This is a genomic window from Streptomyces sp. CAU 1734 (genome assembly GCF_039888735.1).
Taxonomy (GTDB): domain Bacteria; phylum Actinomycetota; class Actinomycetes; order Streptomycetales; family Streptomycetaceae; genus Streptomyces.
Genome location: NZ_JBDQQP010000002.1, coordinates 459636 through 476403 on the forward strand (window position 1 = coordinate 459636; position 16768 = coordinate 476403).

The following is a 16768-nucleotide window of genomic DNA, read 5'->3' on the forward strand; positions in this document are numbered from 1 at the left end:
CTCAGCCCTCCGTACCGGCCTCCACGGGCTCGGCGAGGACCGTCACGATGCGGTTCCGGCGGCCGGCGGGGGACTCGGCGGTCAGCCGCAGCGCCCGGCCGTCCGGCAGATCGACCACCGCGGTCGCGCCCGCGATCGGCACCCGGCCCAGCGCCTTGGCCAGCAGGCCGCCGACCGTCTCCACATCCTCGTCGTCCAGCTCGTCGAGCCCGTACAGCTCGCCCAGATCGCCGATGTCGAGCCGCGCGGTGACCCGGAAGCGATTCTCGCCCAGCTCCTCGACCGGCGGCAGCTCCCGGTCGTACTCGTCGGTGATCTCACCGACGATCTCTTCGAGGATGTCCTCGATCGTCACGATTCCGGCGGTGCCGCCGTACTCGTCGATGACGACCGCGACATGGTTCCGCTTCTGCTGCATCTCACGCAGCAGATCGCCGGCGTTCTTGGTGTCGGGGACGAAGACCGCGGGCCGCATCGCGGTGGAGACCAGATCGGCCTCCGACTCGCGGTTGACATGGGTCTTGCGGGCCAGGTCCTTCAGATAGACCACGCCGACGACATCGTCCTCGTTCTCGCCCGTGACGGGGATCCGGGAGAAGCCGGAGCGCAGGGCCAGGGTGAGGGCCTGGCGGACGGTCTTGTACCGCTCGATGGAGATCAGATCCGTACGCGGCACCATCACCTCGCGGACCAGGGTGTCGCCGAGCTCGAAGACGGAGTGCACCATCCGGCGCTCGTCGTCCTCGATCAGCGACTCCTGCTCGGCCAAGTCGACCAGGGCGCGGAGCTCCGCCTCGCTCGCGAAGGGGCCCTTGCGGAAGCCCTTTCCGGGCGTGAGGGCGTTGCCGATCAGGATCAGGAGCTGGGGAATGGGCCCCATGATCCGGGCCAGCGGCAGCAGCACATAGGCGGCGGCGGTCGCGGTGTTCAGCGGATGCTGGCGGCCGATGGTGCGCGGGGAGACCCCGACGGCGACATAGGAGACCAGCACCATCACCCCGATGGCGACGGCCAGCGCCTCCCAGGTCTCGGGGAATTCCTGGAGACAGGCGTAGGTGACCAGGACACCGGCCGCCATCTCGCAGGCCACCCGGACCAGCAGGGCGACATTGAGATAGCGGGTGGGATCGGCGGCGACCTGCGCCAGCCGGGCCGCGCCGCGCCGTCCGGAGCGCACGGACTCGGCGGCCCGGAAGGTCGAGATGCGGGCGATGCCGGCCTCCGCGCAGGCCGCCAGCCAGGCGACCACGACCAGCAGGACCGCGCCGAGGACGAGGGGGGCGCTCATGACACGGTCGGCGCGGGCGACGGGCCGGTGAGGCCCTTCTCCGCACGCCAGCCGTCGACAATCGCCGCCTGGAGACCGAACATCTCGGCCTTCTCGTCCGGCTCCTCGTGGTCGTACCCCAGCAGATGGAGCACTCCGTGGACGGTGAGCAGCTGGAGCTCCTCGTCCATGGAATGGCCGGTGGGGGCCTGTTCGCCCTGCTGGGCGGCGACCTCCGGGCAGAGCACGATGTCACCGAGGAGCCCCTGCGGGGGCTCCTCGTCGTCCTTCACCGGCGGACGGAGCTCGTCCATCGGGAAGGACATGACATCGGTCGGACCGGGGAGATCCATCCACTGGATGTGGAGCTGCTCCATGGTTTCGGCGTCCACGACGATCACCGACAGTTCGGAGAGCGGGTGGATGCGCATCCGGGCGAGCGCGTACCGCGCCACGTCGAGGATCGCCTGCTCGTCGACCTCGGTTCCGGATTCGTTGTTGACGTCGATCGACATGGTGTGCAGTACCGCTACTTCCCGTTCCCGTGCCCATGGCCGCCGCGGCCGCCGTGCGTGCCGCCGAGACCGTCGTACTTCTCGTACGCGTCGACAATACGGCCGACGAGCTTGTGCCGGACGACGTCCTGGGAGGTGAGCCGCGAGAAGTGGACATCCGGGACGCCGTCCAGGATGTCCTGGACCTGGCGCAGACCGCTCTTGGTGCCGCCCGGAAGGTCGACCTGGGTGATGTCGCCGGTGATGACGATCTTCGAATCGAAGCCGAGCCTGGTGAGGAACATCTTCATCTGTTCGGCGCTGGTGTTCTGCGCCTCGTCGAGAATGATGAAGGCGTCATTGAGGGTGCGGCCCCGCATGTACGCCAGCGGCGCGACCTCGATGGTGCCCGCGGCCATCAGCCGGGGGATGGAGTCGGGGTCGAGCATGTCGTGCAGCGCGTCGTAGAGCGGACGCAGATAGGGGTCGATCTTCTCGTAGAGGGTGCCGGGGAGGAAGCCGAGCCGCTCCCCCGCCTCCACCGCGGGCCGGGTCAGAATGATCCGGTTGACCTGCTTGGACTGGAGCGCCTGGACCGCCTTGGCCATGGCGAGATAGGTCTTGCCGGTGCCGGCGGGGCCGATGCCGAAGACGATGGTGTGCTTGTCGATGGCGTCGACATAGTGCTTCTGGTTGAGCGTCTTGGGGCGGATGGTCCGGCCCCGGCTGGAGAGGATGTTCTGGGTGAGGACCTCGGCGGGGGTCTCGGCGGTGCCGTCCCCGGTGCCGGGCCCGCTCGCCCGGAGCATGGCGATCGAGCGTTCCACTGCGTCCTCCGTCATCGGCTGTCCGGTGCGGAGCACCAGCATCATCTCGTCGAACAGGCGCTGGATGAGCGCGACTTCCGCCGCGTCACCGGCGGCGCTGACCTTGTTGCCGCGGACATGGATGTCGGCTGCGGGGAAGGCTTTCTCGATCACGCGCAACAGGGAGTCGCCGGAACCGAGGACGGTCACCATCGGATGCTTGGCGGGGACGGAGAACTCGGCTCGCGCCTGCCCCTGCTGCGGGAGTCCCCCGGCGCCTTCAGCACGCCGGGAGGGGGTCTGGGCTGTGGGTGTCGGATTCATGGGCCGGCTCTGTGGCCTGCACATACCTCCCATTGCAGGGTTCTCGCTGCTCGACAACCTCTGGACATCAAGCGTACGACGCCGGGGTGACAACAGCCGAGGGCTTTTCCCGGGAGGGGTGGAGGCGGGCGGGCGGGGGTGTCGGCGGGGCGGGGCACGGTCGTGACGGGGTGCGTTCGGGCCGTGGCACGGTCGTGACGGGGTGCGTTCGGGCCGTGGCACGGTCGTGACAGGGCGCGGTCGTGACGGGGCGCGGTCGTGACAGGGCGCGGTCGTGACAGGGCGCGTTCAGGCCGGGGTGCGTTCAGGCCGTGCTGCGGAAGCCGATCGTCGGGACGGCCCGGCGCAGCGGCGAGGCGGTGCCGGCCGGAGCGGGCAGCAGGGTGTCGAGGAAGGCGTACCGGCGCAGCGCCGCCGGGATCTTCCCCTTGGGGCCCTGGACATGCCGCCACCAGGCGGCGATCTCCAGCCAGCCGGGCGCGGAGAGCGATCCGCCGAACTCCTGCACCGACAGCGCGGCGGAGAGCGCGGCGAAGGCGAGCCGGTCGGCGAGCGGCCACTCGGCCAGGGTGCCGGTGACGAATCCGGCCACGAAGACATCCCCGGCGCCGGTGGGGTCGAGCGCCTCCACCGGGATGCCGGGCACCTGGGCGCTCTCGCCGGTGGAGCCGTCCACCGCGTACGCGCCCTCCGGGCCGAGGGTGACGACGGCCAGCGGCACCCGGTCGGCCAGCGCGTGGGCGGCGGCGAGCGGGCAGTCGGTGCGGGTGTAGCGCATCGCCTCGGCCGCGTTGGGCAGAAACGCCTCGCAGTGCTCCAGGTCGGCCAGGTCGTCCGGGTCCCAGCGGCCCGATTCGTCCCAGCCCACATCGGCGAAGATCCGGGTGCCCTTCCGGGCCGCCTGGGCGATCCACGGGTCGCGCCGGCCGGGGGTGAGGGAGGCGACGGCGGCCCGGGCGGGCGGCGGGCACTCGGGGGCGGGCTCGGTCGGCGGGGCCTCGTGGCCGTGCGAGATCATCGTGCGCTCGCCCTCGTACGCCATCGAGACGGTGACGGGGGAATGCCAGCCGGGGACCGTGCGCGACAGCGACAGATCGATGCCCTCGCCCTGCTCCAGCGCGTCCCGGCAGTAGTCGCCGTAGTGGTCGTCGCCGAAGGCCGCGGCGAGGGAGGTGCGCAGCCCCAGCCGGGCGAGGGCGGTGGCCATGTTGGCGACCCCGCCGGGGCTGGATCCCATGCCCCGGGCCCAGGATTCGGTGCCCCTGACCGGGGCGGAGTCCAGGCCGGTGAAGATGATGTCCAGGAAGACGGTGCCGGTGAGATAGACGTCGCAGGCCGGGTCGGCGGGGGTGCGGAGCGCGGCCAGCGGGTCCAGGCAGGCGCGGCGGTGCTCGGCGGGGGATCCGTCCGCGCGGGCGGCGGACAGGCCGCCGTGACCGGTCGACGGAGGGCCGAAGGGGACGTCATGAGAGGTGTGCCATGTGCTCACTGTGCCGCCGCTCCTGTGCATGGTGCAGGTCAGGCCAGTGTGTCAAACATGGCCTCGAGGAGCAGTCGAATACGGCTGTGCCCGGACGGCCGGTTCGCCCGGGCGGGTGCGCCGGCGGCTGTCCCGGGCGCCTCGGCGGGCCTTCCCCCGGCCGCGGGAGGAGCCGTACACACCCGGCGTGAGCTGCGCGGATGCCGGGGCCGCGGCTCCGGGACCGCGCGGCCGGCCGGCCCCCGGAGCCCGCCCCCGGCGGGGGCGGCGGCCCCGGGGAGAGGGCATTCGGGGAGAAGACCCGGGGCGCGGCCGGGCAGGGGCGGGCCCAGCGCCGCTGCCCGGGGCGGGAGGCACGGGGCCCGGCGCCGTTACTCGGGGCGCCGCACCCCGAAGTCGTACGCGTCGACCTCGGCGATCAGCTTCGCCCGGCGCTCCTCGTCGTCGTCCAGGAAGGACGCCGTGAACGAATTGCGCGCCAGCTCCCGCAGCCGCTCCTCCCCCAGCCCCAGGGCCTCCCGGACCGCGTGGAAGGTGTCGCCGACATAGCCGCCGAAGTACGCGGGATCGTCGGAGTTGACGGTGCAGAGCAGTCCGGCGTCCATCATCCGGGCCAGCGGGTGCTCCTCCAGTGTGGCGATGACCCGCAGCCGGAGGTTGGAGAGCGGGCAGAGGGTGAGCGGCACCCGCTCCCGGACCAGCCGGGCCACCAGTTCCCCGTCCTCCATGCAGCGCAGCCCGTGATCGATCCGCTCCACGCCGAGGATGTCCAGCGCCTCCCGGACATAGGACGCCGGGCCCTCCTCGCCGGCGTGCGCGACCTTGCGCAGCCCGAGCGCGCCGGCCGCCGCGTACACCTCGCGGAACTTCGAGGGCGGATTGCCCACCTCCGCCGAGTCGAGGCCCACGGCCGTGATCCGGTGCAGATGGGGCTTGGCGGCCTCCAGCGTCTCCATCGCGGACTCGGCGGACAGATCGCGCAGAAAACACATGATCAGCCGGGTGGAGATGCCGTGGCGCTCCTCGCTCGCGTCCAGCGCGCGGGCCAGGCCCTCGATGACGGTGCCGATCGGGACGCCGCGCTCGGTGTGCGCCTGCGGGTCGAAGAAGATCTCCGCGTGGCGCACGCCCTGGGCGGCGGCCCGGGTCAGATAGGCGTCGGCGAGTTCGGCGAAGTCGTCCTCGGTCACCAGCACGGCCATCAGGGCGTAGTACAGATCGAGGAATGACCGGAGGTCGTCGAAGAGATAGGCGCGGCGCAGTTCCTCGGTGTCCCGGTAGGGCAGGAGCACGCTGTTCCGGGCGGCGAGGGCGAAGGCGAGTTCGGGCTCCAGGGTGCCTTCGATGTGCAGGTGGAGTTCGGCTTTGGGGAGTGGCACGGGCGATCCGGCTTCGTTCAGGTGTGGCGGGTGGGGAGGGGGACGCGCAGCAGGTCCGCGGCGATGGTCAGCTCGCCGGTGAATCCCGCGGCGCGGGCCTGTCGTTCGAATGCGCCGGGGTCGGAGTAGCGCTGGGAGAAGTGGGTGAGGACGAGATGGCGCACCTTCGCTTCGCGGGCCACCCGGGCCGCCTGTCCGGCGGTCAGATGGCCGTGGTCGGTCGCGAGCCGTTCGTCCTCGTCCAGGAAGGTGGATTCGATGACGAGCATGTCGCAGCCCTCGGCGAGGGTGCGCACACCGTCGCAGAGCCGGGTGTCCATCACGAAGGCGAACCGCTGGCCGCGCCGGGGTTCGCTGACTTCGTCCAGGGTGACGCCGCCGAGCTCGCCGTCGCGCTGGAGCCGTCCGACGTCCGGGCCCTTGATGCCGTGCGCCGCCAGCCGGTCCGGGAGCATGCGGCGGCCGTCGGGCTCGGTGAGGCGGTAGCCGTACGACTCCACGGGGTGCGAGAGCCGGTGTGCCTCCAGGGTGTACGCGGCGGTGCGCGCCAGTACGCCGTCGGCGGAGACGGGGACCTCGGTCAGCCGGACGGTCTCCCGGTAGGCGGTGGCGTACCGCAGGCGTTCGAAGAAGTGCCGGCCGCTCGCCGGGTAGTGGGCGGTGATCTCGTGCGGGACCCGGTCGAGATTGACGCGCTGGATGACGCCGGCGAGTCCGAGGGAGTGGTCGCCGTGGAAGTGGGTGACGCAGATCCGGTTCAGGTCATGGGCGGCGATTCCGGCGCGGAGCATCTGGCGCTGGGTGCCCTCGCCGGGGTCGAAGAGGATGCCCTCGGCGCCCCAGCGGAGCAGGTAGCCGTTGTGGTTGCGGTGGCGGGTGGGTACCTGGCTGGCGGTGCCGAGGACGACGAGCTCGCGTGCGGACAAGGTGGGCCGGCCGCTATCCGGGGGGCCATTCGAGGCCGCGTCCGCCGAGCACATGGGCGTGCGCGTGGAACACGGTCTGTCCGGCGCCGGAGCCGGTGTTGAAGACGATGCGGTAGCCGGAGCCGGCGGTCTTCTCCCGCTCGGCGACCTCCCCGGCGGCGCGCAGCACCTCGGCGGCGAGCGCGGGCTCGGCGGCGGCGAGGGAGGCGGCGTCGGGGTAGTGGGCCCTGGGGATCACCAGGACATGGCTGGGGGCCTGCGGGGTGATGTCCCGGAAGGCGACGACGGTCTCCGTCTCGTGTACGACGGTGGCGGGCACCTCGCCGGCCGCGATCTTGCAGAACAGGCAGTCGGCCTGGGTTTCTCCCGCCATGCCGGGCTCCTTCTCGGGTGGGATCAAGGTACCGGTGCATCGTATCGACGGGCGGGGGAACGGTGTGCGGGGCCGGGCGGGGGACCCGCCTCACGGAGGTGTACGGGGCGGGGGCGCACGGGGTCGGGGGCGCCTGCCTCACGGGGCGGGGTGCACGGGGTCGGGGGCGCCTGCCTCACGGGGCGGGCCGGGCGGCGGGCGGGCGGCCCAGGGGTGCCGGGCCGGGACCACTGCCACCATCTCGTCCTCGAAGAGCGGGGTGGGGCTGAGCAGGTCCATCTCCCGGTCGGGCTCGGTGAGCAGGGCGATGTCGACCCGGTCGGCCAGGAGGGCGGGGCGGGCACGGGCGCGTCGTGGGGGACGGTCTCGATCCGCACCTCGGCGCCGGGGTGCCGGGCGCGGAAGGCGCGGATGACCGGGGGCCGGCCGGCGGCGCCCCGCCCGTACCCGTGAGGCCGGCCGCCCGCCGCCGCCCCCGCCGCTACCGCGGCTCCGGGGGCGACTTGGCCGGATTCTCCGCCAGCGAGGCGAGCGCGATCCGGACCGCCTCGTCCAACTGGGGGTCCCGTCCGGCCGCATGGTCCTGCGGGGTCGTCACCACCTCCACATCCGGGTCCACGCCGTGGTTCTCCACCCCCCACTCATGGCCCTCCAGCCAGAAGGCGTACTTGGGCTGGGTCACCAGTGTCCCGTCCACCAGGGAGTACCGGCTGTCGATACCGACCACACCGCCCCAGGTGCGGGTCCCGACCACCGGGCCGATCCCGAGGGCCTTGATCGCGGCGTTGACGATGTCGCCGTCCGAGCCGGAGAACTCGTTCGCCACCGCGACCACCGGACCCCTCGGGGCGTCCTGCGGATAGCTGAACGGCCTTCTGCCGCGCGGCATGTCCCAGCCCACGATCCGGCGGGTCAGCTTCTCGATCACCAGCTGGGAGGTGTGGCCGCCGCGGTTCTCCCGGATGTCCACGATCAGCCCCTCGCGGGCCACCTCGACCCGCAGATCGCGGTGGATCTGCGCCCACCCGGGGGCCTGCATGTCCGGCACATGGAGATAGCCGAGTCTGCCACCGGACTTCTCGTGGACATACGCCCGCCGGCCCGCGACCCAGTCGTGGTACCGCAGCGGTTCCTCGTCCGCCAGCGGTACGACCACGGCGTACCGCCGCTCGCCGCCGCCGGCCGGGGCGATGGTCAGCTCGACCGGTTTGCCGGCCGAGCCGATCAGCAGCGGCCCGGGTCCGGTGACCGGGTCCACCGGGCGGCCGTCCACCGCGAGAACGGTGTCGCCCGCGCGCACCGCGACACCGGGTGCGGCGAGCGGTGAGTGCGCGTCCGGGTCGGAGGTCTCGGACGGCAGCACCCGGTCGATGCGCCAGGTGCCGTCCGGCGTACGGGAGAGGTCGGCGCCGAGCAGTCCCTGCCGGGTGGACCGGCTCCCGTACCAGCCGCGCGGCGAGACGTAGGCATGCGAGGTGCCGAGTTCGCCCTGGACCTCCCAGAGCAGGTCGACCAGATCGTCATGGGTGGCGACCCGGTCGAGAACCGGGCGGTAGCGGTCGAGTACGCCGTCCCAGTCCACCCCGCCGAGGTCGGCGCGCCAGAAGTTGTCCCGCATCAGACGGCCGGTCTCGGCGTACATCTGGCGCCACTCGGCGGCCGGGTCCAGGAGCCGGCGCACCCGGGAGAGGTCCACGGTGATGTTGGTGTCGCTGTCCTCGTCGCGGGAGGCGCGCCGGTCGCTGGGGACCACCCGGAGCGAGCCGTCCGAGTAGAGGAGGACCCGCTTGCCGTCGCCGCTGACGGAGTATCCGCTCGCGTTGGAGGAGAGCTCCTCGCCGCGCTGCTGGACGAGGTCGTACCGCTCCAGGGTGGTCCGCGGGCCCGGGTCGTCCGGGCCGGCCCGGTTGGCGCCGAGGGTTCCGCGCAGGGGGTGGCGCAGCCAGAGCAGACCGTCCTTGGCGGCGCGCAGGGTGGAGTAGCGGGCCGCCTCGACGGGGAACGGCACTATCCGGTCGGCGAGTCCGCCGAGATCGATCCGGGTGACGGGGACGGTGCCGTCCGCGCTCCCGGCGCCCTTCCCTCCCGTTCCTTCCTCCCCGCCCGCTCCGTCCTCCTCTTCCGTCCCGTCCTCCCCGTCCTTTGTGTCCTCCCCTTCCGTCCCGGGGGACGGCTCCTTCTTCTCCTCCTCCTCCTCTTTGTGCGGGGCCGGCTCCGTGTCCTCCTCCGGAGGGTCGGCCTCGAAGGGGCGCCCGTGCCGCTGCGGCCCGAAGGGCGAGGGTGTCGTGGCGGCCAGGGTGATCAGATGCGGACGGCAGCCGCCGATGAAGGCCAGATCGAAGACATGGGTGTCGTACACCGGGTCGAAGGCGCGCTCGGAGAGGAACGCCAGGTGTTTGCCGTCGAGGGTGAAGGCGGGCTGGAAGTCGCGGAAGCGCAGCGGGGTCGCCTCGGCGACGGTGAGATCGGTGAGACGGGCCAGCTTGAGCTGGCGCAGCGGGGCCGGACCGGCGTGGGACCAGGCGAGCCAGCCGGAGTCGGGGGAGAAGACCAGGCCGGTGGCCTCGCCGTCCTCGCTGCGGTCGACCTCGCGCACCGCGCCGGAGTCCCGGTCGACCAGCAGCACCCGGCCGTCGTGCGAGGCGACGGCGGCCCTGCCGCCGTCGGGGGCGACGGCCAGGCTCAGCACCCGCCCGAGCAGGCCGGCACCGAACCGGCGCGGCTCGGCCCCCGGGGCTCTGCCGGTGGCGGGGGCGAACTCCAGCGCGTCCTCCCCCTCCTTGTCGGTGACCCAGACGACGTGTTCCGCGCCGTCCGCCCGGAAGGTGCGGGGCAGCCTCGCCCGCACCCCGGGCTCGGCGGCGAGCTCCCGCGCGGGGCCCTCGCGGTGGGTCACCCAGTGGATGCCGCCGCGGATCTCGACGGCGCTGCCGCGGCCCGTGTGGTCGGGCGCGGCGGAGCCGAGGTGATGGTCGGCGTGGATGAGCCGGGGGCGCAGATCGGTGCGCTGGCCGCCGAGGCGGATGCCGATCCGGCGCGGCTCGGCCCCGTCGAGATCGTCCAGCAGCCAGAGTTCACCGGCGGCGCAGTAGACGACACGCGTTCCGTCGGTGGCCGCGTGGCGGGCCCAGAAGCCGTCCAAGGGGGTGTGCCGGCGGAGTCCGGAGCCGTCGGGCCCGGAGGAGTACAGGGCTCCGACGCCCTCGTGGTCGGAGAGAAAGGCGATCCGGCCCTCGGCGCCGGGCCCGCCGGATGTCCAGAGCGGATACTCGATGTTTCCGTCGACGCCGGCGTGGACCCGGGTGAACTCCCCCTCGCCCGTCCGGTCGATCCACAGCTTTCCGGCCGTGCCGCCCCGGTACCGCTTCCAGGCGGCGGCCTCCCGGCCCATGGTGGCGGAGAGCAGCAGAACCCCGCCGCCGGCGCCGTGCGCGACCCCGCCGACCGGGCCGTACGGAAGGAGCTCCCCCGGGCCGCCGTCGAGCGGGACGGCCCGTGCCCAGGTGCGGCGCAGGGAGACCTGGCCATGGGCGGTGACGGCGAGGATCCGGCCGTCGGGCGTCCAGCCGCGCACGGCGGTCTTGGCGCTGCCCCAGTGGGTGAGCCGGTCCGTGGGTCCGCCGTCGACGGGGGCGTGGTGCACCTCGGGGGCACCGTCGCGGCGCGAGGTCCACGCTATGCGGGTGCCGTCGGGGGAGATCCGCGGATGGTCGACGGGCATGTCGTCGGCGCTGACGCGCCAGGCACGGCCGCCGTCGAGCGGGGCGACCCAGACGTCGTCCTCTGCGGTGAAGGCGATCAACTCGCCGTGGATATGCGGATACCGAAGGTAGGCAGGCTGCGTCACAGGGTCACCCTAGGCAGCACGGCACACCGTGGTCACGGGTTTCGGCGATCGGAAAGAGCGTGGAACGCGGGCGCCCGGAAGCGGCGGACGGGCCGCGGAACGGCGCGCGGGGGCCTGCGCGGGGGTGGCGAGTTCCGGCGTACGGGCCGGGGGCGCGGAGAAGCGCGGTGCACGGGTCCGGCGGGCGCGGCGCGGGCGTACCGGGTGGGCGCGCGGCGCGCGTTCCGGCGTACGGGGCGGGCGTGCGCGGCGGCCGGCGGATCGCGGCGCACCGGCGCACGCCACCCCCGCGCCCCAGCGCGCCCCGCGCCCCACACCACCCGCTACCGCTACCGCTCCCGCGGCTCGGCGGTCACGGTGCGCGTCGCCGTCACGGTCGCCGTCGCCGTCCTCGTCACGGTCGCGGTCACCGTCCTGGTCACCACCACCGTCCTCGTGTGTGTTCTCGTCTTCGTGTGCGTCACGGTGACGGTCGGGCCCGGCCGCCCCGGGACGGCCTCCCGGGAGGAGACGGCGGCCGGCCGGGCCTCACTGGACGGACGGGCCTCGCCCGGCGGGCGGGTCTCACGGGAGGGCCGGGTGCCGCAGTCGCCGAGGAAAGTGGCCTCGAAGGCGACCTGCTCCTCGATCCTGGCCATCAGATCGCCCCGTACACAGGTCGCCGAACTGTCGTCCGTCACCTTTCCCTTGAGCGTGATCTGCTGCTTGGTGTCGGTCTCGCCCTCGCAGGCGACCGTGCCGGCCGAACCGTCCGGTGCCGGGGTGGCGCTCGCCCCTCCCCCGCCGACCTCGGCCGTACAGCTGAACCAGCGCACCCCGGTACCGAGGCGTTCCAGGGTCTTGGTGGTGGCGCGGTCGGTGGTGAGGGCGACCGAACCGGCGTTCAGCCCGCCGCCGGACGGATCACAGGCGGCGAGCGCCATGACCGCGCTCCCGGTGATCGCGACGACGGCCAGCGGGAAACGGCGGTGTGCGAGTCTCTTGCCTTTCATGAACGGCAGGGTGACACCGCCGAGCGGACAGCAAAAGAGTGGTTGCGGACAGATGTCCCGCGTACGGTCCCGGGAATGAGCGGAAAGCCGCACCGCCCGCGCCGGCTGGTCACCGGCTCCGGCGCGGTTCACCCGTGGACCGTACGGCACCGCCACACCCGCTCCTCCGACGGGAGAAGCCGGGACTGCCGTATGGTCCCGGCCCTGTTCACCGAGCGGAGGCCGGGCCGGCTGGAGAGCGGTTTCCGTCCCCCGGCCCGGAAGAGGGATCGCGGACGCCATCGAGCACACCGGGTCGGTCCGGGGTCCCGGAGGAACACATCTCAACCTGTACGAGCCGGGCGCGGTGCGGCGTCCGGTTGACGCGGCGACGGCACGGGGGCCGCTGCCCGCCGCCGGGACAACGGAAACGGACGGTTGGCCGCTGTTCGGCACGGTGACCGGCGCCGTCGCGGAACCGGCGCGCGGCGAGGCGTACGGGGCGGTCTGCCGCGGCCGTCCCGGACGGGCGCGGGCCGGCTCAGGACCAGCGGCCGGTGCGGCCCAGCAGCAGGGCGACGCCCGCCGTCCCCGCCGTGGAGGTCCGCAGCACGGTGCGCCCCAGGCGGTACGGCTTGGCCCCGGCCGCCGCGAAGACCGCCAGCTCCTCCGGCGAGACCCCGCCCTCCGGGCCGACGACCAGCACGATCGAGCCCCGCTCGGGAAGTTCGGCGGTGGCCAGCGGCTCCGCGCCCTCCTCGTGGAGCACGGCGGCGAAATCGGCCTCCGCGAGCCGCGCGGCGATCTGCCGGGTCGTCGCCGCGTCCGCGACCTCCGGGAAGCGGAGCCTGCGCGACTGCTTGCCCGCCTCGCGCGCGGTGGCCCGCCACTTGGCGAGCGACTTGGCTCCGCGCTCGCCCTTCCACTGGGTGATGCAGCGCGCCGCCGACCAGGGCACGATCTCGTCCACCCCGGTCTCCGTCATGGTCTCGACGGCCAGTTCCCCCCGGTCGCCCTTGGGCAGGGCCTGAACAACCGTGATACGGGGCCCGGGTTCGGGTTCGGCCGGAAGGCTCAGCACCTCGGCGATCAGCCGGTCCCTGCCCTCGGTCCGCACCACGGTCCCGGCGGCACCCCGGCCCCGCCCGTCCGTCAGCACGATCTCCTCGCCGGCCTCCAGCCGCCGTACCGAGACGGCATGCCGTCCCTCGGGGCCGTCGAGCGTGAACAGGGCTCCGGGAGCGGTGCCGTCCAGCGAGTCCACGACGAAGACGGGCGCGGTCATGCGGACTCCTCGGGGGAAGGGGCGGCGGCCGGGGTCCCGGCGCGGGCGGCGGCCATCTCGGCGGCGAGTACGCCGATGAGCTCGGCGGCGGGCAGTGACCGCGCCATCCGGTGGCCCTGACCGGCCCACAGGGACATGCCCTGGGCGTCGCCGGCCTTGGCGGCGGCCTTGCGCAGCCCGCTGGTCAGATGGTGCACCTGGGGATAGGCGGCGGGCGCGTACGGTCCGTGCTCGCGCATGAAACGGTTGACGAGCCCCCGGGCGGGCCGCCCGGAGAAGGCCCGGGTGAGCTCCGTCCGCAGGAAGAGCGGGTTGGTCATCGCCTGCTTGTGCAGGGCGTGCGCACCGGACTCGGGGCAGACGAGGAAGGCGGTGCCGAGCTGGGCCAGATCCGCCCCGGCGGCGAGCACGGCGGCGATCTGGGCGCCGCGCATCAGTCCGCCCGTGGCGATGACGGGCAGTTCCACGGACTCGCGGATCAGCGCGACGAGGGTGAGCAGTCCGATTCCGGCGTTGTCGCCGGCCGGGTCGTCCCGGTGGGTGCCCTGGTGGCCGCCGGCCTCGACACCCTGCACACAGAGGGCGTCGGCACCGGCGCGCTGCGCGGCCTGCGCCTCCTCCGGCGTGGTGACGGTGACGACGGTGCGGGTGCCCGCGCGGGTGAAGGATTCCAGCACCTCGGGGGCGGGGCAGCCGAAGGTGAAGGAGACCACGGGCACGGGATCGTCGCGGAGTATCGCGAGCTTGGCCTCCCAGCCGTCGTCGTTCCCCGATTCGGGATCGCCGAGCGGGGTCTCGTACCAGCCGGCCTCGCCGGCGAGCTGGTGCCCGTAGACCTCGATGGCGGCGGGGTCGGCGGTCATGGGCTGCGGCATGAAGAGATTGACCCCGAAGGGCCGGCCGGTGAGCCCTCGGATCTGCTTGATCTCCTGGTACATGCCGTCCGCGGTCTTGTACCCGGCGGCAAGGAATCCGAGCCCGCCCGCCTCGGAGACGGCGGCCGCGAGCTGGGGGCGGGAAGCACCGCCCGCCATGGGGGCCTGCACGATGGGATACCGGCAGAGATCGGTCAGTGCGGAGGACATGCGTGCATGGTGCCATGCCGCTCCCGGGCCGCCGAATCGAGTCCGGCCGTGTGCCGGAGGGGGTTTCGGGGGCTACTGAACCGGGGTTCGGCAAGGGGGTTGCGGGGCCCGGCAGTTCGGGGACGCGGCCCCGCACACCGGCCGGGAACACCGCGGGCCCGGGACCGAGGTCCCGGACCCGACCGCCTTGTGCCGGACCCGACCGCCTTGTGCCGGACCCGACCGCCTTGTGCCGGACGGGACCGGCGTGTGCCGGATGCGGCTGCCGGGTGACGGCACATGCCGCCCGGCGAGCGCGTCGTCCCTGCGGCGGAGGCGACGGCCGCTGTACGGGCGCGTCGCCGTCCGCCGTCCCGCTAACGGCCGTTGAAGGCGTCCTTCAGCCGGGAGAAGAGCCCCTGCTGCCCGGGCTGGAACTGCCCGGTGGGCCGCTCCTCGCCGCGCAGCTTCGCCAGCTCGCGCAGCAGCCGCTCCTGCTCGGGGTCGAGCTTGGACGGCGTCATCACCTCGACGTGCACGATCAGATCGCCCCGGCCGCCGCCCCGCAGATGGGTGATGCCCCGGCCGTGCAGCGGAACCGACTGTCCGGACTGGGTCCCGGGACGGATGTCGATCTCCTCGATCCCGTCGAGCGTCTCCAGTGGCACCTTGGTGCCGAGGGCGCCCGCGGTCATCGGGATGGTGACCGTGCAGTGCAGGTCGTCGCCGCGGCGCTGGAAGACCGGGTGGGCCAGCTCATGGATCTCGACATAGAGATCACCGGCGGGACCGCCGCCGGGGCCGACCTCGCCCTCGCCCGCGAGCTGGATCCGGGTGCCGTTGTCGACACCGGCCGGGATCTTCACGGTCAGGGTGCGGCGGGACCGCACCCGGCCGTCGCCCGCGCACTCCGGGCACGGGGTCGGGACCACGGTGCCGAAGCCCTGACACTGCGGACACGGCCGCGAGGTCATGACCTGGCCCAGGAAGGACCGGGTGACCTGCGAGACCTCGCCGCGACCGCGGCACATGTCACAGGTCTGCGCGGAGGTACCGGGCGCGGCGCCCTCGCCGGAGCAGGTCGTGCACACCACGGCGGTGTCGACCTGGATCTCCTTGGTGGTGCCGAAGGCCGCCTCGTTGAGGTCGATCTCCAGCCGGATCATCGCGTCCTGGCCGCGCCGGGTGCGCGACCTCGGCCCGCGCTGGGAGGCGTTCCCGAAGAACGCGTCCATGATGTCCGAGAAGTTCCCGAAGCCGCCGGCGCCGAAGCCGGCCGCGCCGGCACCGCCCGACTGGGAGAGCGGATCGCCGCCGAGGTCGTAGACCTGCTTCTTCTGCGGGTCCGAGAGCACCTCGTAAGCGGCGTTGATCTCCTTGAACCGCTCCTGGGTCTTCGGATCGGGGTTGACATCCGGGTGCAGCTCGCGGGCGAGCCGCCGGAATGCCTTCTTGATCTCGTCCTGAGATGCGTCGCGGCGCACGCCGAGTACGGCGTAGTAGTCCGTGGCCACTTACGACTCCGCCAGGATCTGTCCGACGTAACGTGCCACTGCGCGTACCGCTCCCATCGTTCCGGGGTAGTCCATGCGGGTCGGTCCGACCACGCCGAGTTTGGCGACTGCTTCGTCGCCCGAACCGTAGCCGACGGCGACCACGGAGGTTGAGTTGAGCCCTTCATGGGCGTTCTCATGACCGATACGCACGGTCATGCCCATGCCCCCCGACTCCTTGGCCTCGCCGAGCAGCTTGAGCAGCACCACATGCTCCTCCAGCGCCTCCAGCACCGGCCGGATGGTCAGCGGGAAATCGTGGCCGAAGCGGGTGAGATTGGCCGTGCCGCCGATCACCAGCCGCTCCTCCGTCTCCTCGACCAGGGTCTCCAGCAGAGTGGAGAGCACGGTGGAGACCGTACCCCGGTCCTCGGGGTCGAAGGAGTCGGCGAGATCCTGCACCAGCTGCGGCACGTCCGAGAAGCGGCGGCCGACGACCCGGGCATTGAGCCTGGCCCGCAGATCCGCGAGGGATGTCTCGCCGAAGGGCGCCGGACAGTCGATCATGCGCTGTTCGACCCGGCCGGTGTCCGTGATCAGGACGAGCATCAGCCGGGCGGGCGCGAGGGCCAGCAGCTCCACGTGCCGGACCGTGGAACGCGTCAGCGAGGGGTACTGGACGACGGCGACCTGTCGCGTCAGCTGCGCCAGCAGCCGTACCGTCCGCCCCACCACGTCGTCGAGATCGACGGCGCCGTCCAGGAAACTCTGGATGGCGCGGCGCTCGGCGGAGGAGAGGGGCTTGACCCCGGCGAGCCGGTCGACGAAGAGCCGGTAGCCCTTGTCGGTCGGGATGCGTCCGGCACTGGTGTGGGGCTGGGCGATGAAGCCCTCCTCCTCCAGTACGGCCATGTCATTGCGGACGGTCGCCGGTGAGACGCCGAGCCGGTGCCGCTCGGTGAGGGCCTTGGAGCCGACCGGCTCCTCGGTGCCCACATAGTCCTGGACAATGGCGCGAAGCACCTCCAGTCTGCGTTCACTGAGCATCGCGCACACCTC

General features: G+C 72.9%; 14 protein-coding genes. All 14 read right to left on the minus strand.

What is annotated here, in order from left to right:
- Position 1: 1 nt before the first annotated feature.
- Positions 2-1288, minus strand: a complete 1287-nt coding sequence (locus AAFN69_RS05705) for a hemolysin family protein (RefSeq protein WP_347727164.1) — start codon at positions 1286-1288, stop codon at positions 2-4.
- The gene (gene ybeY, locus AAFN69_RS05710) at positions 1285-1782 is read right to left on the minus strand and encodes an rRNA maturation RNase YbeY (RefSeq protein ID WP_347727165.1); all 498 of its coding nucleotides are present in this window, start codon (positions 1780-1782) and stop codon (positions 1285-1287) included. Before ybeY ends, AAFN69_RS05705 begins: the two co-directional genes overlap by 4 nt.
- 14 nt (positions 1783-1796) lie before the next feature.
- Positions 1797-2891 (minus strand): PhoH family protein, encoded by a 1095-nt coding sequence (locus tag AAFN69_RS05715; protein ID WP_347727166.1) that lies wholly within the window; start codon positions 2889-2891, stop codon positions 1797-1799.
- Between the two features lie 304 nt (positions 2892-3195).
- A complete protein-coding gene (locus tag AAFN69_RS05720) occupies positions 3196-4401 on the minus strand; it encodes a PfkB family carbohydrate kinase (RefSeq protein WP_347727167.1) in 1206 nt (401 codons plus the stop codon).
- Between the two features lie 341 nt (positions 4402-4742).
- Complete coding sequence (locus AAFN69_RS05725) at positions 4743-5750, minus strand: adenosine deaminase (RefSeq protein ID WP_347727168.1); 1008 nt, start codon at positions 5748-5750, stop codon at positions 4743-4745.
- Positions 5751-5767: 17 nt separating this feature from the next.
- Positions 5768-6676: a ribonuclease Z gene (locus AAFN69_RS05730; RefSeq protein WP_347727169.1), complete on the minus strand. Its 909-nt coding sequence runs from the start codon at positions 6674-6676 to the stop codon at positions 5768-5770.
- A gap of 13 nt (positions 6677-6689) precedes the next feature.
- Positions 6690-7049 (minus strand): histidine triad nucleotide-binding protein, encoded by a 360-nt coding sequence (locus AAFN69_RS05735; protein WP_347727170.1) that lies wholly within the window; start codon positions 7047-7049, stop codon positions 6690-6692.
- A gap of 138 nt (positions 7050-7187) precedes the next feature.
- The gene (locus AAFN69_RS05740; protein ID WP_347727171.1) at positions 7188-7628 is read right to left on the minus strand and encodes a LysR substrate-binding domain-containing protein; all 441 of its coding nucleotides are present in this window, start codon (positions 7626-7628) and stop codon (positions 7188-7190) included.
- Positions 7531-10896: a S41 family peptidase gene (locus tag AAFN69_RS05745; protein ID WP_347727172.1), complete on the minus strand. Its 3366-nt coding sequence runs from the start codon at positions 10894-10896 to the stop codon at positions 7531-7533. Before AAFN69_RS05745 ends, AAFN69_RS05740 begins: the two co-directional genes overlap by 98 nt.
- A 329-nt stretch (positions 10897-11225) precedes the next feature.
- Positions 11226-11888, minus strand: coding sequence for a hypothetical protein (locus AAFN69_RS05750; protein WP_347727173.1), 663 nt, complete (start codon positions 11886-11888; stop codon positions 11226-11228).
- Between the two features lie 520 nt (positions 11889-12408).
- Entirely contained in the window at positions 12409-13152 is a 744-nt protein-coding gene (locus tag AAFN69_RS05755) for a 16S rRNA (uracil(1498)-N(3))-methyltransferase (protein ID WP_347727174.1), read from the minus strand.
- Entirely contained in the window at positions 13149-14237 is a 1089-nt protein-coding gene (locus tag AAFN69_RS05760; protein ID WP_347727175.1) for a nitronate monooxygenase, read from the minus strand. Before AAFN69_RS05760 ends, AAFN69_RS05755 begins: the two co-directional genes overlap by 4 nt.
- A 356-nt stretch (positions 14238-14593) precedes the next feature.
- Positions 14594-15730 (minus strand): molecular chaperone DnaJ, encoded by a 1137-nt coding sequence (gene dnaJ / locus AAFN69_RS05765; protein WP_347727176.1) that lies wholly within the window; start codon positions 15728-15730, stop codon positions 14594-14596.
- Complete coding sequence (gene hrcA, locus AAFN69_RS05770; RefSeq protein ID WP_347727282.1) at positions 15731-16756, minus strand: heat-inducible transcriptional repressor HrcA; 1026 nt, start codon at positions 16754-16756, stop codon at positions 15731-15733.
- Between the last annotated feature and the right edge of the window lie 12 nt (positions 16757-16768).